Origin of the sequence: Ochrobactrum sp. MYb379 (assembly GCF_037479515.1) — a bacterium.
Classification (GTDB): Bacteria; Pseudomonadota; Alphaproteobacteria; order Rhizobiales; family Rhizobiaceae; genus Brucella.
On sequence record NZ_JBBGYW010000003.1, the window covers coordinates 559,602 to 578,553 of the forward strand.

An 18,952-nucleotide genomic window follows, 5' to 3' on the forward strand; every position below is an offset into this window, starting at 1 on the left:
CAAGATTTATAATCGGGTAAGCGCCTATCGAACATAAACATTGGAAAAGCGGCCACTACAAAAGGTGCAGTGGCCGCCTTATCGACAATATTGGATCGCGTCACATAATGACTAATGCGTCCATGTGAAATTCAAGCAAGTTTATTTCGCTGCAAGTAGTTCCGCAACGTTCAGCAATATGAATTCGTTATTCGCAGCTTCGCCGATCTGACGCCCGCCCGAGAATGGCAGATTATTGTCATTAGCGATCAGGATATGTGTATCGTCGACGCGCATCACGTCTTCAATGGTGAAGAACGGGAAGGTAAACTTGCCCTTAAGGTCGCGTGCTGCTGCGGTCTTCAGGATTGCCTTGTTGTCAGGATCCTGAATGTCCATCAGATTGATATGACCGATGCGATGGATGTAGCCGTCGGCGTCGATTTTCGATGTATCGACGAGAACGATGTTCTTGACCTTGGCTGGCAGCGGGTAGCAGGCCGAAAGATCGTCGGTCTTGCATTCAAGGCTTGGATCGCCTTCGCCATTGTCACGCTCGATGACCAATGCACGGGTGTCGTCGATAAAGTTGAAATCGCCGATAGCGGCTGCGCCTTCAGCTAAACGGAAACGGTAGCTATTGCCGGTCCATTCGCCCTTGTCGGTGTCGAAAGTGATAACACGCAGGAAATCGCCTTCCGGCTTGCCTGCGTCGTCATAAAGCGGCTTTTCAAGCATGGCCCAGAGCTGGTTGGTTCTTGGCTGAAGCCCCATGCCTTCATAACCACCCGAACGCTGAACACGGAAATCCTTGCCAGCGACCGCAGGCACGACGACGCCCGGTGTATCCGGACCCATCAACTGCTTGCCGTCAAGCATGGTTGGATAGACAGCTTTCACGCGACCATCGAGACCAGCGCGAATAATGTATGGGCCGAACTCATCGCCAATCCAGATTTCGTCATTGAGATACTGAATGCTTTCCGGGTCAAAATCCGCACCCGTCAGGTAACGGCCATCAGTGCCTTCATAGGCGATGCGAAACGGCACTTTCTTGTCGGGATCACTCAGAAATACTGATTCCACGCGTTCAACTTTGCCGGTTTCAAAATCAGGCTTCATGCGGTGGAAGAACAGCAATGCATCCGGGCTATTGGCCTTGGTGCCAAAGCCGTTGTCAGTCAGTGTAAAAATGCTGCCATCGGCTGCGCGGTTCATCGCGAAACCTGACATGCCCTGTACTGGCTGGCCGATGAAGGGAAGCGAGATGCCGGTGGTGTGGCTGCCATAGGCCTTGCCGACATCGCCCATGACGCTCATCGGCTTGTCATTGCGTGTCTTGCCGGTGAATTTGCCGGAAACCCAGGCGTCGCGGGGTGCATCGGCAGGCGGTGTTATCAGCGTTAGAGCCGGCAGATAGGCGTGACCTGCCAGTTTAGCGGTGAATGTCTCTTCAGCTATGGCGGAAGACGTCATAGCAATCGTGGCAATGGAAGCGAGAAGATAACCAAGGCGCATAAGGGACCCCCTAAATTGCGAAAACAAACGCAATGGTCCTTAAAGGGGCCCTGTGACGGGTGATTATCATCACGATTAAGGTTTGATGACAGCTGCTATGGGAGTTTGATCAAGATGAACTGGGTAAACTGGTCGGTATTGAAATTATTGTCGGACGCGATCACCAGCGTTTTCGCACCATCGATTTCCGGACCCCATGTGATGGATTCGATATTGTCGATATCAAGGCCAAACGTACCTTCATCAAGACGCAGCAAGAGTTCTTTCTTCAAGGGTGTGGCTGCAATCCCCTCAAGCGATAATTTGCCGTTCACATCAGTCGCACCATCGAAGGATGCGCGATAAATGCTGATGCGGTTGCCGACACCATGAGCATAACTCCGCTCGACAGTCAGAAGGTTCGACCCATCCGTCATGAACTCGCTTAATCCATTGTCGTTCCAGAAAGGCGGCAGCGTTGCCTTCGCAAAAATGGCATCGGTTTCATAGACATGCTCGGCGGTCGCTTCGCCCGATGCGATATTGAAGGAAATGATGCGCGACTTGCTGCCTTTATCAATTGTGGCAATCTCACCATCCTGGGCCAGCGCATTTTCAGTGCCTGCAAGCAGCGTCTTGCCGTCAGCAGTGATGGCAAGGCTTTCAAAAGCTAGGTTATTTCGGGTGCCACGTGACTTGCTTTCATCTGGCAAATAGGCTTCCGGCAGTTTGAACTCACGAACAAAGCTTCCATCGAGCTTCATTTCACGAACAGAAGGCTTGCCTTTGCGGTCGCCTTCGCTGGACCAGTAAAGCGTCTGGCTTTCAGGGTTGAAGCGAATGCTTTCCGCATCGACATCCTTGATTGCAAAAGGCTTTCCCTCGGTATCAAGCAGGGTATTCGTTTCCAGAATATCCAGTCCGTGAATGCCGGATGCGTCGATATCAAGTTTAAGCTTGTAGAAACGGGCAGGTGCCTTCTCTGAACGGTCATCGGAAATCGCATAATAGACATTTTGGGCCGGATCATAATCAAGGCCGGAAATGCCGCCAAACTCAACGCCATTGAGTTTCAGGCCGGTAGGCAGAACAAGCTCGCCGACCAAAGCGGGCACTTTTTCTTGCGCAAAGACAGGCAAGGTTGTGCTGAGCAGAATTATGGTCAATGGAATGATCGAGAGCGTTTTGCTTATCATATGTCACCTGTCTGATTGATCCGCATAGGCTAACTCGGCTTTTTTACAGACACATGAAATAAGGGGAATATTTGCAAGATTCCGTAGCTGGCAAATCATCTTTCACCAAAAAATCTGCAGACTGTTATACCACTGTCATCTAGTTTTCTTATCAGCCTCCCCACACGCATTACACAGTGGGGATTTTCTGATATGCGCAAATTGCTTCTTGCTCTCACATCGGCAACCATGTTGACGACTGCGGCTGGTGCCGCAACCGTATATCCGATTGACCGGGCGACAATCCTTGTCAATTCGCCATTCGACTTTAAGGTCGAGTTCGATAAGGTCGTTAAGCCAGAGGACGTGAAAGTTACCGTCAACGGCCAGGACTATGAAGCTGTATTTGGCAGCAAGGCTGAATTTACCGCTGAAGAAAAAGGCGCTGAAGACAAGGTTCTGGGTTCGGCCCTCATCCTGCGCGACCTGAAAATCGGCAAGGCTGGCGATTATAAGGTTGAAGTTTCCGCTGGCAATGAAACAAAGTCCGTCAACTGGGATGTGTATTCGACCGGCAATGAAGCCAAAGCGAAAAACATCATCTTCCTGATTGCAGATGGTCTTTCGGTTGCTCACCGTACCGGCGCGCGCATCATGTCGAAGGGCATGAGCGAAGGTAAGGCCAATGGCCGCCTCAATATGGATGACGTTCCACCTGTTGCTTTCATTGGTACGTCTTCAACCCATTCGATTGCAACCGACAGCGCCAACACCATGTCAGCTTACATGACGGGCCATAAGTCACGCGTGAATGCACTTGGCGTTTATGCCGATCGTACACCTGACAGCCAGGACGACCCGAAGGTCGAAACCATTGCAGAAGCAATGCGTCGCGAAACCAAGAAGTCCATCGGCATTGTTTCGACCTCAGAACTTCAGGATGCGACACCGGCAGCGCTGGTCGCCCATACGCGCAAGCGTGCTGACAAGGCTGATATCGTCGGCATGATGTATAATGTTAAACCAGACGTCGTTCTTGGCGGTGGTTCAGCTTACTTCCTCGCTAAAGACGTACCGGGTTCGAAGCGCAAGGACGACAAGGATTATATCCAGTTGTTCAAGGATGCTGGTTACGCACTGGTCACAAGCAAGGATGAGCTGGCTGCATCAGGTGAATCCAATCAGGACAAGCTGCTCGGCCTCTTCCATACCGGTAATATGGATGTGACGCTTGATCGTGAATTTCTGAAAAAGGGCACGGTTGACAAGTTCCCGAACCAGCCGGGTCTGGTCGAAATGACTAAAACAGCTTTGGATAAGCTTTCGAAAAATCCGGAAGGCTTCTTCCTGATGGTTGAAGGCGCATCGGTTGACAAGATGAGCCATCCGCTTGATTGGGATCGCGCGCTGGTTGAAACCATCGAATTCGACAAGGCCGTTGGTGTTGCACGCGAATTTGCTGAGAAGAACCCGGACACATTGATCATCGTAACTGGCGATCATACCCATGGCGTTGCTATCATCGGTACGGTTGATGATGACAAGCCGGGCACTGAAATGCGCGAGAAGGTCGGCACCTACGACAATGCGGGCTTCCCGAACTACGTAGATAGCAATGGTGATGGCTATCCAGACCGCATCGACGTATCGCGTCGTTTGTTCCTCGCCGCCAATAACGGCCCTGATCATTACGAAACCTTCCGCCCGAAGATGGATGGTGCTTTCGTGCCTGCCGTTAAGAACGAGAAGGGTGAATACGTAGCCAACGAAGCATACAAGGACGTTCCCGGTGCCGTTTTCGTGCAGGGCAATATCCCTAAGGAAGACGATACCGGCGTGCATGCTGTCGATGACGTTGTTCTACAGGCAACAGGCCCGGGTTCTGAAGGTCTTCGCGGCTACATGGAACAGAGCGACGTTTACCGCGTACTGGCTGACACTTTCGCGCTCGGCAAAGCAAAGTCTGAGTAATCTTCGTTTGAATAAGGGCAGGCGGGCTTCCCGCTTGCCCATCTTGTCTTCAGGAGTACACGATGCGCACAGGATCGCATTTCAATCGCAGGCAACTCATGCTTGGTGCATTGGCAACTGCGCCTTTGATGTGCATTGCAAACAGAGCACAAGCCGCAGAGCAGCTTGGCTTTGATAATCTGTATAAAAGTTTTGGCGTTCTGGGTCTGGAGTTTTCCGATCAGGTCAAAAGTGCTTCGGGCAGGCAAGTGGCGATCAGCGGGTTCATGGCACCACCGCTCAAGGCTGAAGCCAATTTCTTCGTCCTGACCGAAATTCCCATGTCGATCTGTCCATTCTGCTCGTCGGATTCCGACTGGCCCGATAATATCATGGTTGTTTATCTGGCATCCAAACAGACATTTGTGCAGTTCAACGCGCCAATTCTGACGCGCGGCACGCTTGAATATGGTTCATGGACAGACCCTGAAACGGGCTTCGTCAGTCAGCTTCGTCTGCGTGATGCCTCTTTCAAAACGGTCTGATGATGATGCTTGCCAAGCCATCGGGCCTATCGCTCGATATTGCCAATCTGGAAGTACGTTTTCCGGGGTTGGCTCTCCCTGTGCTTTCCATTGAAAAGTTTGATCTGATTGCTGGTGACCATCTGGCAATTACCGGTGCCTCTGGCTCGGGGAAAAGCACGCTGGTCAACGCCATAACGGGTCTCGAACCTGTTAAAGCCGGCAAAGTCGTGTGGGGCGAAACGGAAATCAGCAGCCTGTCGTCTTTCAGGCGCGATGCGTTTCGTGCGCGCAACATCGGTCTGGTGATGCAGGATTTTCACCTATTTCCCGGCCTTTCCGCACTGGCCAATGTGCTATTACCGGTTAAGCTCAGTGGCAGGGTGAGTGCAGATCATCGCGCACGCGCTCTTCAATTGCTTCAGACAGTTGGAATAACCCGTCCCGATCAACATATCGAAACGCTGTCGCGTGGTGAGATGCAGCGCGTGGCTATCGCGCGTGCGCTTCTTTCTAAGCCCGGCGTGATTGTGGCCGATGAACCGACTGCGAGTCTTGATCAGAAAACCGGTGCCGATGTTGCCGAGCTTCTGGTGCGGCTTGCGACCGAAGAAAAGGCGACATTGGTGGTCGTCACGCATGATCCGCAGCTGATGCAATATTTGCAGCGCCGTATTCGCCTTGAAGGCGGAAAGATTGCAAGCGACAGCGCGGAGATGGAATTGTCATGATCGCATTCATTCTTGCCGATCTGCGCCGCTTCTGGAGTGGTGCCGTCGCCATCATCGTTCTGCTGGCTTTGTCGGTTGCATTAAGTTCGGTCGTAACCTTGCAGGAACGCGCTGTGCGGCTTGGCACGGCGCGGGCTTCTGACAAGTTTGACCTTGTGATCGGTGCTGCAGGAAGTGACACGCAGCTCACACTTTCGTCGGTCTTTTTGCAGCCGTCGCCTCTGCCGCTTATGTCGGGCGCAATGCTGGGCAAACTTGCTAATGATAAGCGCGTGGCCTTCGCAGCACCCATAGGCTTTGGTGACAGCGCGATGGGCTTTCCCATTGTCGGCACGACAACCGAGCTTATTTTCGCCCTGTCACCACAGCTCGCCGAAGGCACGATGTTCGCACGTCTGGGCCAGGCAATTATCGGTTCGGCAGTCGACCTACCTGTCGGGGCTAAAGTCAATCCAATGCATGGTACGGTTGAAACCGGCGGACATGCACATACCGAGGTTAGCTATCAGGTAGCTGGCAAAATGGCTCCGACCGGCACCGCATGGGATCGGTCCATTCTGGTTCCCATTCGCACTGTCTGGCAACTGCATGGCATAGAAGCTCATGAAGAGCACGAGCATGACGACCATGCTGAAAAGCCGGGTAACGGATTTGGTGTTCTGGTCAACGAAAAGCCGCATGACCATGATCACGAGATCGACGTCAATGCACCGCTTGATGAGGCTTTCGATGCCGATAGTCCCGGTGTTCCGGCTATTCTAGTCAAGCCAAAGACCATTGCGGATGCCTATCGGCTGCGCCAGGAATATCGTTCTGATCGCACATTAGCGATCTTCCCGGCAGAGGTTCTCACAAGGCTCTATTCCACATTGGGAGATGCCCGCAGCCTGCTGCTTGGTATCGCCATCGGTACGCAGGTGATTGTAGTTTTCGCCTTGTTGTTGGTTGCGGTCATGCATATAGGCGCGAGAAAACGTCAGATCGGTGCGCTGCGGGCGCTTGGTGCGCCGGTTCGCTCTATTATGGCGATTGTCTGGGGCGAGTTGTTTTTCCTGCTGCTGCTCGGAATTTTTCTTGGGCTGGCAATTGGCTATGCGGCAGCGCGGGCCATCACATCATGGCTCACCGCAACAACAGCAGTCAGGATGCCAGTGGAGTTTGCGATGAGCGATGTCTGGCTTGCTATTGGCTTTATCGCGGTTGCGGCGGTGGTTTCACTGGTTCCGGCGTTAATGACTCTGCGCATGAGTGCGGCAGAAGCCTTGAGATCTTAAAACGTTGATCGATCTGGAAATATAAGATGGCGTTTGGCCGGGCGGGCATATTTCGACTTGGTCGCAACCCGCTCGATATTAAAATAATAATTATAATTCACGCGATTATACAAATTTCAGTTTTTGGACCCACTAACAGTCATTAAAACCCTATTCCATATGTTTATTGTGACAAATTACCTTCATAAAAATTATAATTATAATTAGAAATTTCATATAATTTGATGGAGAATTATATGAATCTGAAGTCACTCACACTTACCACGATCCTTTCTCAGTTTGGCATTTGGGGGGCCTATGCCGCTGAAATTCAGCCGGGGCCTGACGCGGAGCCTGCCGAATATGTCAAGATTTGCGATGCTTATGGTGCCGGCTATTTCTATATTCCGGGGACCGAGACCTGCGTCCGTATCCATGGCTACATTCGTAATGCGACAACTGGTGGCGACAATGTTTACGCGACGCGCGCCAGCGCAGTTAAAGCCGACACATGGCGCAGTCAGACACGTTTCCAATTTCGCTTTACAACGGCAAGTCATACAGATCTCGGCGATCTGAAAACCCATACCGAGATCCGCTATCAGTGGTTCAATGCGAATGACACAACAACATTTCGCTTCGCGTATATTCAACTAGGTGGATTGCGAGTTGGTCTTGATGAATCTGCGTTCCTTACCTTCACAGGCTATCTTGGGAATGTCCTAAGTGACGATATCATTCTCGCTGGTGGATATCGAACCAATCTCATCAGTTATACCTTTGAGCCAAACAAGCAGTTCTCCGCAATTTTCTCGCTTGAACAGGGCGGAAACTCCGAAGCCAACACAGATGTTACCATTGATAACTACGTTCCGCACATTGTAGGCGGCGTAAAATGGAAAGGTGACTCGGGTAGTATTGCAGGCGTTGCAGCCTACGACTCCCGCAACGAAACCTGGGCTGGTAAAATTCGCGGCGATCTCAAAATTACAGATCAGTTCTCAATCTGGTTGCAGGGTGCCTACAAATCGAACCACGACCGTTATGCGATAGCCAATGGTGAAGCTTATAGAAAAATTGATGCCTTTTACGGAACATGGGGCGGAGATTGGGCTTTTTGGGGCGGTTTAGAATATAAGGCTTCAAGGAAGCAGACTTTGAACTTGCAGGTCTCATATGATGGAACTGACAATCTGGCCATTGTAGGAACAGTCCCATATCAATTGACACAGGGGCTGCGAGTAACTCCAGAAATCGCCTATGTTAAATGGAACGACTCCAATAGCAGCCTTGATGGTAAACACGCTCTACATGGCCGCGTTTCATTGCAGCGCACTTTCTGATTGTTTAAAGCAGCCCGAAATCAATTCGGGCTGCTTAATTATTGCGTCTATGTTGAAAGCTTATCCTGCAATCAACAAAGCAATAGCACCACTCAGCGGTGGTAATAGTAGGGAAGAAAAAGTGCGGATGCATAAAAAGCGAATACCCAGAAGAGGTAGTTCATAAGAAATAATCCGATGCACCGCGAACACAGACCACCCCGTCAGAAATGCTACCATCTGCGCCTCACCTGCCCCTATATTCCAGATCGTCAGCGCGATAGGAAAAGAGATCATCGGACCACCCGGCACAAAAGCACCCAAGACACTGGCAAATAGAATGCCGGTAAAGCCACTTTCGCGTCCTACGAAAGAGCCGATTAGATCAGCAGGCAAAAGACGACTGAGAAATGCAGCTATGATAAAGCCTGCCGGAACACTAACAGTTATTGACTTTGATTGATCTCTTATTTGCTGGAACAGAACACTGATACGGTCGGGATGTTTACACCATATAAAGGCGACCAGACCAACGGCTAAAGCGAGCATGAAAATTTCACTGTTATCCATGCAAGTCACCATTGCCCCTTCAAAATTCTGCTAGCCGCAAAGCGCGCAAGAAACCCCGCAAGCAATGGTAGTGGCAGACTGGCGACCAATCGCAGCATACCGAAGTCAAAGCCAAGCAGCGGAATTTCCCAGATCAGCAGACGACTCAGGCTGAGAGCAGCCCATGCTGTTAAGAACGCAATCAGCGCGCCAATATCAGCTCCTGCCTTGGCCAATGCCAATACCAGAGGGAAGGAAGCAAAAGGACCACCGGGCATAATTGCACCCAAAGCACTGGCAATGACTAAGCCTCTCGCCCTGGATTCAGAGCCAAGCCAGCCACGCACCTTATCACGCGGAACAAGAACACTGATTGCTGAAGCCACCACGATACCGCAAAAAAGTTGCAGAACCACGCCCCCAAGTTGGTTCCCAGCTTCGTGCACCCCATCAGCGACGGCTTGCTCACCACGTATGATGTAACAGGCGATAGCGGCAAGCACGGCGCCGATAACAAATATCGCTGCTTGTCGCCGCCAGTCTGGTTTGCGCGGCACTGTAACGCTGGCACCGTCCAGACTTTTCAAACCAATCGGCTTGTTCATAATTCTATATTCCGATCAGACAATATGTTTGCACATCCGGTTAAGCAAAAACCGACCCTGCGAAGGCACGGTCGGCAAAGTCTAGTGTCAGCTGTTAATGACGTCAGGCCAATTTCTCTGTGAGTCTTGAAGGGTCCGCAGACCAGGCGGAGAACGACCCCACAAACAACCGAGCATCAACGCCATTTTCTCGCAGGACCAATGTTTCAAGTGCAGCGGCCACGCCACCACCACAATAAACACCAACTGTATCACCGGGCCTTACCCCCTTCTCCTCAAGGAGAGTTGTGATTTCTGCGGCTGATAACAGCTTCCCGTCGAGAGCCAACAACGCCTTTGATGGCAGGCTAATAGCACCTGGAATATGCCCGTTCCTATCCGAACCATCGCCTGCATATGCAGATGCAGGGCGCGCATCCAGTACAGTTTCTTGACCTGAGATGAGCTCCGCGACTTCATCGGCAGTTGCAGTGGGCAAATGCCCTGTCGTGTTGATGATAAAATCACCACCACCGATCTTGGGTAGATCGGCATTCACATCGCCGCCAGCCTGTTGCCATGCGGTTAGGCCACCATCAAGAAAGCTTACGTTCGCAACACCTGCCCAGCGGAGTACAAACCATGCGCGCGCAGCTGCCGCTGGCGTATCATTGCTATAGACAATCACTTTACTATAGGAACTGATACCCCACCCTGTGATATCTGATTGAAGCTGCTCGACGCTGGGCAGTGGTCGCGCGCCGGCGATCCCGCCCCCCTTCCCCTGCAGCTGTGTTGGAAGGTCAACAAAATGAGCGCCCGCAATATGAGCCTCTTCATAGCCGCGCTTAAGATCAGCTTTTCCCGGTGCAAAACGAACATCGAGAAAAACAACAGCTTCGCCCTTTCTAACAAGAGCGATTGCTTCTTCTGCTGCGATAATCGATGAGGTCTTATTGTCTGTCATGTCCCGCCCTCAATTTTTATTCCGACCGTCAAGGCCCAGATGGCCAGTCAGCGTTGTTGTCTCGTATTCAGTTCGATAGATGCCGCGCCTCTGCAACTCTGGCACAACCAGATCAACAAACGCTGCCAGAGGCTGTGGCGAATAAGGTGGAAACACCTTAACGCCGTCAAATTCCCGATCTTCGAACCGCTCTTCAATCCAGTCCGCAACTTCGCGCGCACTACCCACGACGGGCGCCTGATTTCCGGGAAAATTGACGATGTAATGATAAAGATCGTTGAACGTTACAGCTTCAACGTCGCCAAAGCTTTCAAGCGCCATTTCGAGCGCCCAAAGCTTGTTGGCTGCCTGACCCGGCTGCCCGTTGAGCTGTACTGGCTGTGCTGCCGCTTCTTTTCGTAGCTTTTCTATATCGACAATGTTGAGCACTTTTTCATGCTTGTCTGCTGAAACGAGTTCTATCCCAAGAAACCCGGAAACGACTTTGGGAGCATATTCTTCCAGCGTAAAATTCTGCACCATGCGATAGGTGTCACGTGCAGATCGCGTTGTTTCATCAACGAAAAATGTGAAGCCCGGCAGAATGAACTGGTCATCTTCACTGCGCCCATATTTCGGCAAACGGCTCTTTATGTCTTTATAATAGGCCTTGTTCCAGTCGCGCCCACGATAGGGGCTGAAACGAATATCGGCATATTTCGCACCAAGCTCAAATGACTGCTCACTGGTGCCTGCATGAATGATCGGAATACGGCCCTGTATTGGAGGCGGAACATTCAGTGGCCCACGCACTGAGAAAAAATGGCCTGAGTGATCAATCCGGCGACCTTTTTTGGGATCAAGGAAAGCACCATTATCGCGATCATCAACAAGCCAGTCTTCATCCCAACTGGTTATGAGCTTATTGAAAACATCAAGAAACTCGTCGGCCTGCTGGTATTTTTCTTCCGCTTTTGGATGCGCTGCCCGGGAAAAATTTAACGCAGCATCGGTGCCAGCAGCACCTGTAACCACATTCAGTCCGGCACGCCCGCGACTTAAATGATCGAGCGAAACAATAGCTCGCGCTGTATTGTAAGGGTCAGAATAGGTAATATTGATAGTTACCACGATACCGATACGGCTGGTGATAGCGGCTGCATAACCACCAAGGGCATAACCCTCGATTTTGAACACTTCATTGCCATTAGAGCGCGCCGCATCCGGGTCGCTTTTTACAGCATTGCCAATGAAATAATAGTCAAACAATCCCCGTTCTGCGGTGCGTATTGTATCGGCCATGAAGTCGGGATCAACGGTGCCAGTGTTGCTTGCTTCAGGAAGACGCCATGCAGTCCTATGATGACCTGTAGGCCAGATAGAATAGCCGAGCCGCAACCGGCGTTTGCTTTGTGTCATAATATTCCTCTCAGACCAACAACGGCCTGCTCTTCCCACGAAGTCATGTGGAAAGAGACTTGTTATCATGCTTGATTATTGGGCTGATGGCAGCAGATAGTCGGCTATAGAAACATTCTCTAGCACTTGCTCAGGCGCGGCTTTCACACCCGATGCAATCCACTCTTGAGTTGCATTCACATCAACCGGGCCTTCAACGTAACGAGCTGTCGTCAGAAACGCCAGATTTTTGAGCTTTTCCGGGTCGCCATTCGCTACTTTTGCGAAATCAAGCTTGTCAAAACGTGCAGCAAGCTCAACGCGTTTATCGAGATCAAGTTTGTCATACCAGCTTGCAAATTCCCGATACGCATCACTAAACTTCTGTGCCGTATCTGCATTGCTGTCAGCCCATTCAGCGGAGGTCCACCACCCAGCCTGAACCGCATTAGGGTTCTGGTATTTCGCCGTGCTCGGATCACCAATAGTACGGAAATTATAGCCGTCACCAGTGCCATCATTGTTGTAAGCAACGATGAATCCAAGTGATTGAATGGCGTCCACAGCGCCATTCTGCAGTGCTTCGGGCAATGCAGAACTTTGCTTGATGATGGTAAAGTTCACATCTGCAGGCTGCACACCATTGCTTTCCAGATATTTGTTAGCGAACACCCGGAAGAAAGGCACCCCTCCAATACCAAGTTTGCGCGCTTTCAAGTCTTCCGGCGTCTTGATGTCACTGTCTTGTTTGACGAGATAATTGACTGCCTGGCTGGTGTGATTGGCGCCTGCGACTAGCTTGAGACCAAAGCCATTGTGAATGGCATTTACGCCAGCAAAAGTATCAGCATAAGCAATATCGGCGCTGCCACCTTTAACCGCCGCAATGGATTCAGTTCCGGTTGCAAGCTGTACCAGCTCCGTTCGGATGCCGTGGCGCGCGAAAAACCCCTCCTGTTCCGCAATTGCGATGTTGTAAGTACCGGGTGTCAACGCGACCCGTACCAAAGTTGGCTCTTGAGCAAATGCTGACGGAGATAAAGCCGTCGCGATTGCGAGTGACAAAAGCAGACGTCGGGATATTGCAACCATTTGAGATACTTTCACAAAACGATATCTGATTTTACCGGTCAAGCGGCTTGCGAGCTGCTTGCGGCGTCCAGTTTTTTAAATTCGGGCGCTATATCTGACCCCAGGATTTCAATCGCACGCAGCTGATCGGCATGCGGAACTGCCCGCCAGTCGAGCTGGAAAATATGGCGATCATGGCCAATACGGGCATGCTGGTGCTTCAGCTTGGCAAGAACATGCTTTGCATCGCCGACAATGATATTGGAGTTCAGGTCTTCAACTGCTTCTTCATACTGCTCGCGCGTTGGTACTGGTTTACCGCGATTGAGGCGCATATTGGCAACATAAGTCTGATAATGAATGAAAAAGCTGTCGATGGCTTTTTGATTGTCATCGCCAATATAGCCATGCGCGCTCAGTGCCACACGACTGCGATTGGCCGGATGTCCCAGTTCTGATGCAGCCTTTCGATAGAGGGTGACAAGCTCTGTAAGCCGCTCAAAATCGGGACCTCTAGAGCCCGTCTGCACTGAAAAGCCGAGCTTTGCGGCGCGCAGAAACGACTCTTCCGAAAGTCCAGTCGTCTGCCACAGATCAAGATGACCACTCAATGGGCGCGGCCAGACCAGCAAGTTATCCAATGCGGGACGGCTTACACCTTTGAAAGTGACATTCTCATGGGCGTCAATATTGGCGATGAGGTTGAGTTTTTCATCAAAATAAGCACTGCGATCCGCATAGTCGACGCCAAACAGATCGAACGATTCCAGAAATACACCGCCACCAAGACCGAGTTCTGCACGGCCATGCGATAAGAGGTCCAGCGTTGCAAATTGCTGGTAAAGGCGGACTGGATCATCCGTTGAAAGAACAATCGTTGCAGTACCAAGACGGATGGTTTTGGTACGCGCCGCAGCAGCCGCAAGTACCGTTGAACAAGCAGCGACCGAAAAATCCGGGCGATGGTGTTCGCCTACCCCAAAAAAATCGAGGCCAAGACGGTCTGCAAGCTCAATACGCTCAAGCAGATCTTTGAGATTATCATAAGCAGTCTGTCGTTCACCCGTGACCGGGTTGGGATAGGTATCGCCAAAGCTGAAAACGCCGATTTCTGGCATGGAATTCTCCTGAAGATTGATCAGTTCGGCGTATGCCCCGCTCTCGTGAAGCGCTTTTCGAGCACCAGAAAGAGCGAATTGATCAAATAGCCGACTGCTGCCACGAGAACGGTCGCGGCGAGAAGTTTTCGAATATTAAAGGATTGCTGGGCTTCGAGAATATAAAAGCCGATTCCGTCATTGCCTGCGACCATGCCAACAACCACAGACATCATCAAGGATGTGCCTAGCGCCTGCCGCATACCAACAAGAATGTAAGGAAGCGCTGCTGGCAGAGCGACCTCGATTTGGGTCTGTAGCCAGCTTAACTTGAACGTCTGCGCCGTTTCTCGCAGCGTTTTAGATAGGCTCTGCGCCCCTGCATAGGATGTCATCAGCAACGGAAAAATCGCTGAAAGCAGGAACACGAGAATTTTCATTGTGTCGCCGATGCCAAAAAACAGGATCAGGACTGGAATGATGGCAGTTGTCGGCTTGGCTCGGGCAATTTCCACCACAGGCTCAAGAAGCGCCCAGAAAAAGCGTACCCGACCCATCAGAAAGCCAAGTGCAATGCCAAAAGGTGCGGCAATCGCGAAGCCGATTACGAGAAGTCGCAGCGTATCCAGCAAAGCCCAGAGCAACGCACCGCCAGCAAGTTCTTGGCCAAGCGTCTGTCCAATTTGGATTGGTGAAGACACCGTTGGATTATACTGTATCCACGCTGATACCTGCCACAGAGCTAACAATACGCATAAGACCGTCCAACCAAGTGCTCGACTGGAAACGAAGCGCGAAAGAAAACTGTCTTTAGACACTCTCTCATCATTAACGGTCACACCTGTCTCACTGATTAGTTCTGCCTCCGAACGAGGGGCTTGATAATGTTGAACCATAGAGATGATTTGCGCACTTGTGGCCTTGGTGCTCATGAAGCCTCTCCCAACAGGCGATAGAGAACCTCTCGGCGCAGCTTCAGGAAGCCAGCATCTTCGCGGCTCGCGACCTGGTCGCGCGGACGCGCAATCGGAACGGTAATATCCTGATCAATTCCTGCGCCATGCTCTTTCATGACTATGACACGGTCTGCGAGATACAGAGCCTCATCAATGTCGTGGGTCACAAAGACAATCGTTAGATTATGCTGCTTCCAGATACGCAGAAGTAGGTCCTGCATATTAGCTCTGCTCAACGCATCGATGGCACTGAATGGTTCATCAAGCAAAAGAATTTCCGGTCGCGATGCGATTGCACGCGCAATTGCAAGCCGCTGTTGCATGCCACCCGACAACTCGAATGGATAAAAGGACGATTTTCCAGCAAGACCAACCTCAGCTAAATGGCCTTCGATCAACTCCTGACGCTTTGAACCAGAAACCGAAGCCAAGTCTTTGCGATTGCTTGCATGTCTAAGGCCAAATCCGATATTTTGGCCAACACTTAACCATGGGAAAAGAGATTCGATATAGTTTTGAAAGACATAGCGCACGCCACGCTCTGCACCATCCGTTCCCTTAACAGACAGATTTCCCGCAGTCGGCTTTTCGAGACCCGCAATCAAACGCAGTAGAGTCGATTTTCCGCAACCGGAACGCCCGACAATTGCGACAAAAGACCCTGCTTCGATCTGTAGACCAACCGGAGCCAAAGCACGGACGTTTCCTCTACCTTTTGATGCAAAGGTCTTCGCCAAGCCTTTAATGTCAATCGCTATGATCTGTTTGGGACGTTTTTGAAATGCAAGTTCAACCATGGATATGGTCCACAGAACCAGTCTCAGAGTTGAACAGCAATTCGAACGTGCTGGCGAAGCCCACCGCCGTAACAATGTGCGGTCGGTAGCTCGCTAATTCATCTGGGGATCGGTCGCTTAAGACAGGCACTGCATTTCTCTATACTATGGCGGAGCCAAACTCCCGCTGCCAGCCACTTGGCAGCTATCCATATTTTTATGTAATTATAATTATAATTATAAAAGAAATTGTTTTATAAAAAATGCGCTAATTTTAGATTATCTGTCCGGTGACAAAGACACATCGCTTTTGACAGCATAGCAAAAATAACCCGGTCCCAATTTGGCCCGGGAAATCGACCTTTTAAATAGCATAGTAACGAGGTTACGTGGGCGCAAGTCCCGTTTCCATAGGCAAGGTCGTATCTAAAACCCACTCAGCCAAAGAACCATCATATTCGGCAGTGTTAGAATAATCCAGCACAGCCAGAGCAAGTGCACCGAGCGTTGATGCAACACCGCCACCGCAATAGGTTATCACCTGACGCCCATCCAGCGAAATAACTTCAGAAAAAAGCTGCCTGAGATTTTCAGTCGGCTGCAAGCCATTGGTTGCAGGATCAAGGAGCTTCTTGAATGGCAAATTCGAGCTGCCCGGAATATGGCCTAATCGTTCCCGAACGTTAATCCTTCCAGCAAAATCATCTTCGGGCAAGAAGCAAACGATATCCGCCTTAGAACTGGAATCCGTCGCTCGAACAACATCTTGCTTTGAAACAACAAAGTTTCCATCAGAAGACGCGCTATATTGAGCCAAGGGGTATGGGTAGGGGCGCCCTTCTTCTAGTTTACGACCTTCACGAAGGTATTTTTTCAAGCCACCATCCAAAACACTGACCTTTGAATGGCCGAAACTACGGAATAGCCACCATAAACGTGAGGCCCACTGGCCGACCAATCGATCATAGATAATTACGTGGCTGTCAGATGTTATTCCTAATCTTCCAGCAGCCGCATTGAAGTGCGTCTTGCTAGGCCGGGTGAACGGCAAGGCCGAACTCGGATCTGAAAACTCTGAAAACATATCTGCAAAGCGCGCTTTCGGAATGCGCCCTTCCCCTTCGAACGCATCCAAACCGCTGCGGAACTCAGGGCGTTCAGATGTCTCCGACAGTTCAAGGAATACACTCGATTCGAGAACAACCACCGAATTATCCTCTGCGTGCATTTCAAGCCAATCCGTAGAAACAAGTGGGCTGAATTGGGTCATAAAGAGTAGACACTTTCGGATTATAGGGGTGCGACGCGACGTGCAGCACTTTACCTGATTGGAATTTGATATTAATAATTCTAACTATATTTTCCTGTCGATCAAGGTAAGGAAATTGTCTCATGCTTAAACTGGCGCAATGTCATGCGCCAATAGACAGCTGCAGGTGAATTTTCTACCTTGAAAGTCGGATTTAGCTCTGAATTGCAAACATCAAGGAACGCAGGTTGTTCTCAGCCAAACGATATCCGGAAGATATTCGGACCAAAGCAATCGAAGCCGTTAATGAGCGTCGTCTTGTAAACCCGCGTGACCGCACAATCTATAGAGAAATTGCCGAACAGTTTAATATCGGCGAGCAATCTTTAAGGCTTTGGGTGAAGAAGCAGGATACCAATCCAGAAGACAGCGAAACGATTAATGAGCTTGATAGTGGTGCTGATGAATCCAAAGCTGACGATCACACACCAATGACGCAGGCCGAACTGGAAGTGGAACTGAGAAAACTGCGGTCAAATATCGAGAAATTGAAGGCTGAAAATCAGCTTCTAAAGAAAGCGTTCGTTGTATTTTCCGCTGATTGGTCAAAGTGATATATCCCTATTTAGATTTTACATCGCTCTGTTGAGAAACAAAAACAATTATACTCAACATACCAGGATACTTCATTAGTAGCCGTGCTCTATGTCGTAGTCCCGATTGATTGGCATAGGCCGTCGATATGAATAACGGCATTATATTTATTTTTATAATCAAATGGCACGATGTGCTGAGACCAAACCTCTTTCAACACCCCCAAGACATTGTTGGCAAGATCAAGAAACTCTTTTTCCCACCCAGCATCACTGCCGTTCCGCTTTTCGTGCAGCCTCGGCCAGACGCGGGACAAACTTCGGGAAACCATAGGGGATGGAGAGAACACTTAAAGCCGATGTGGACCAAACCGAGACAGGATCATCGAGCGCCACATAAGAGCCCCGCTTCACGGCGTTGAGTGCAGCGAACAAAGGTTGCGTTTCAGCAGCATCCCTTGCACCCTCCCCGTACCACATGATCAGAATATCAGCATCAATACTTCCGACGTTTTCAAGACTAACAGAAGTCGACGTCTCATCAGGGTCTGAAGTGGCGAGTGCCTCTACGCCTGAAGATATCTTCAGCCCCATTTTTGTCAGTGCCTGTACACGTGGATCAGAAGGCAGATAAACAATGATACCGGAACTGCCCGGCATATATGAGCCAAACGTAAACGTCTTACCCTGAAGTTCCGGATGATTTTTGCCAAACCTTTCCAGCAGAACGTCTGTTTCGGCGATTAAAGCTTGGGCTTCCTTAGGCTTCCCCAATGCCTCGCCAATGATTTCTGTTTGCTCCCGCCAATCTGCTTGCCACGGCCCAGAACGATAGACGACTGTTGGGGCAATTGTCGAAAGCCGTTTGTAAGCCACTGCGTCTATGCCAGAATATATACCCACAATAAGATCAGGCTTTAAGGCTGCTATCGCCTCATAGTTAAGATCGCCACTAAGCAAAAGAGGTCTTTCGCCAGTCAGCTTAGCTTCATCCCATGGAAACATTCCGCTGGGAAATGAACCATAGCGGGTCATTGCAATGGGAACCGTTCCCAGAGCGAGTACGACGTCTTCACCACTCCATCCGAGCGTTATGACACGTTTTGGCGATGGTGAAATATCGGAAGTTCCAAGCGCATGCGACACCCTCACAGTGGCCGTTGCATTTTCGCTATGCGCAAATTTAACAGGAGATACCAGCAATAGAGCGATGGAAATAAAACGGACAATCAGAGTGTAGCACTTCAGCATTATTGAGCCTTTAATCCAAAATAAGACGCTGCTGGGAGCGCTTTCGCGCTC

18 protein-coding genes are annotated in these 18,952 nt (G+C 50.4%); 6 read left to right on the top strand and 12 right to left on the bottom strand.

What is annotated here, in order from left to right; genetic code table 11:
• Positions 1-141 precede the first annotated feature (141 nt).
• Both WH356_RS09835 and WH356_RS09840 read right to left on the bottom strand, forming a co-directional pair.
• A complete protein-coding gene (locus WH356_RS09835) occupies positions 142-1,497 on the bottom strand; it encodes an esterase-like activity of phytase family protein (RefSeq protein WP_339510270.1) in 1,356 nt (451 codons plus the stop codon).
• 95 nt (positions 1,498-1,592) lie between these two features.
• Complete coding sequence (locus tag WH356_RS09840; protein WP_339510272.1) at positions 1,593-2,672, bottom strand: esterase-like activity of phytase family protein; 1,080 nt, start codon at positions 2,670-2,672, stop codon at positions 1,593-1,595.
• Positions 2,673-2,864: 192 nt separating this feature from the next.
• Here WH356_RS09840 and WH356_RS09845 point away from each other — a divergent pair, with 192 nt between their 5' ends.
• The 5 genes from WH356_RS09845 to WH356_RS09865 all read left to right on the top strand — a co-directional run bounded on the left by WH356_RS09845 (position 2,865) and on the right by WH356_RS09865 (position 8,452).
• The gene (locus WH356_RS09845; protein WP_339510274.1) at positions 2,865-4,622 is read left to right on the top strand and encodes an alkaline phosphatase; all 1,758 of its coding nucleotides are present in this window, start codon (positions 2,865-2,867) and stop codon (positions 4,620-4,622) included.
• Positions 4,623-4,684: 62 nt separating this feature from the next.
• Positions 4,685-5,146: a hypothetical protein gene (locus WH356_RS09850; RefSeq protein WP_339510276.1), complete on the top strand. Its 462-nt coding sequence runs from the start codon at positions 4,685-4,687 to the stop codon at positions 5,144-5,146.
• A complete protein-coding gene (locus tag WH356_RS09855; protein WP_339510277.1) occupies positions 5,146-5,856 on the top strand; it encodes an ABC transporter ATP-binding protein in 711 nt (236 codons plus the stop codon). Before WH356_RS09850 ends, WH356_RS09855 begins: the two co-directional genes overlap by 1 nt.
• Positions 5,853-7,130, top strand: a complete 1,278-nt coding sequence (locus WH356_RS09860) for an ABC transporter permease (protein WP_339510279.1) — start codon at positions 5,853-5,855, stop codon at positions 7,128-7,130. Before WH356_RS09855 ends, WH356_RS09860 begins: the two co-directional genes overlap by 4 nt.
• Positions 7,131-7,366: 236 nt before the next feature.
• Entirely contained in the window at positions 7,367-8,452 is a 1,086-nt protein-coding gene (locus tag WH356_RS09865; protein ID WP_339510281.1) for a porin, read from the top strand.
• A gap of 60 nt (positions 8,453-8,512) precedes the next feature.
• Here WH356_RS09865 and WH356_RS09870 read toward each other — a convergent pair whose 3' ends face one another.
• The 9 genes from WH356_RS09870 to WH356_RS09910 form a co-directional block, all read right to left on the bottom strand.
• The gene (locus tag WH356_RS09870) at positions 8,513-9,001 is read right to left on the bottom strand and encodes a hypothetical protein (protein WP_339510283.1); all 489 of its coding nucleotides are present in this window, start codon (positions 8,999-9,001) and stop codon (positions 8,513-8,515) included.
• 5 nt (positions 9,002-9,006) lie between these two features.
• On the bottom strand, positions 9,007-9,585 hold the full coding sequence (locus tag WH356_RS09875; RefSeq protein ID WP_339510285.1) for a permease: 579 nt from the start codon (positions 9,583-9,585) through the stop codon (positions 9,007-9,009).
• A gap of 103 nt (positions 9,586-9,688) precedes the next feature.
• Positions 9,689-10,531 (bottom strand): sulfurtransferase, encoded by an 843-nt coding sequence (locus WH356_RS09880; protein WP_339510287.1) that lies wholly within the window; start codon positions 10,529-10,531, stop codon positions 9,689-9,691.
• Between the two features lie 9 nt (positions 10,532-10,540).
• Positions 10,541-11,929, bottom strand: a complete 1,389-nt coding sequence (locus WH356_RS09885; RefSeq protein WP_339510289.1) for an NtaA/DmoA family FMN-dependent monooxygenase — start codon at positions 11,927-11,929, stop codon at positions 10,541-10,543.
• A 75-nt stretch (positions 11,930-12,004) separates the two neighbouring features.
• The gene (locus WH356_RS09890) at positions 12,005-13,000 is read right to left on the bottom strand and encodes an ABC transporter substrate-binding protein (RefSeq protein ID WP_339510291.1); all 996 of its coding nucleotides are present in this window, start codon (positions 12,998-13,000) and stop codon (positions 12,005-12,007) included.
• 38 nt (positions 13,001-13,038) lie between these two features.
• A complete protein-coding gene (locus WH356_RS09895; protein ID WP_339510293.1) occupies positions 13,039-14,097 on the bottom strand; it encodes an LLM class flavin-dependent oxidoreductase in 1,059 nt (352 codons plus the stop codon).
• A 20-nt stretch (positions 14,098-14,117) separates the two neighbouring features.
• Positions 14,118-15,008 (bottom strand): ABC transporter permease, encoded by an 891-nt coding sequence (locus tag WH356_RS09900; protein ID WP_339510295.1) that lies wholly within the window; start codon positions 15,006-15,008, stop codon positions 14,118-14,120.
• Positions 15,005-15,829: an ABC transporter ATP-binding protein gene (locus WH356_RS09905; RefSeq protein WP_339510297.1), complete on the bottom strand. Its 825-nt coding sequence runs from the start codon at positions 15,827-15,829 to the stop codon at positions 15,005-15,007. The genes WH356_RS09900 and WH356_RS09905 overlap by 4 nt, the downstream gene beginning before the upstream one ends.
• 364 nt (positions 15,830-16,193) lie before the next feature.
• Positions 16,194-17,078 carry a sulfurtransferase gene (locus tag WH356_RS09910; RefSeq protein WP_339510299.1) on the bottom strand — a complete coding sequence of 295 codons (885 nt, stop codon included), beginning with the start codon at positions 17,076-17,078 and terminating at the stop codon, positions 16,194-16,196.
• 227 nt (positions 17,079-17,305) lie between these two features.
• Between WH356_RS09910 and WH356_RS09915 the strand changes: the two genes are divergently transcribed.
• Positions 17,306-17,671, top strand: coding sequence for a hypothetical protein (locus WH356_RS09915; RefSeq protein WP_339510301.1), 366 nt, complete (start codon positions 17,306-17,308; stop codon positions 17,669-17,671).
• 249 nt (positions 17,672-17,920) lie between these two features.
• Here WH356_RS09915 and WH356_RS09920 read toward each other — a convergent pair whose 3' ends face one another.
• Positions 17,921-18,901, bottom strand: coding sequence for an iron-siderophore ABC transporter substrate-binding protein (locus WH356_RS09920; RefSeq protein WP_339510303.1), 981 nt, complete (start codon positions 18,899-18,901; stop codon positions 17,921-17,923).
• Positions 18,902-18,952: the final 51 nt, after the last annotated feature.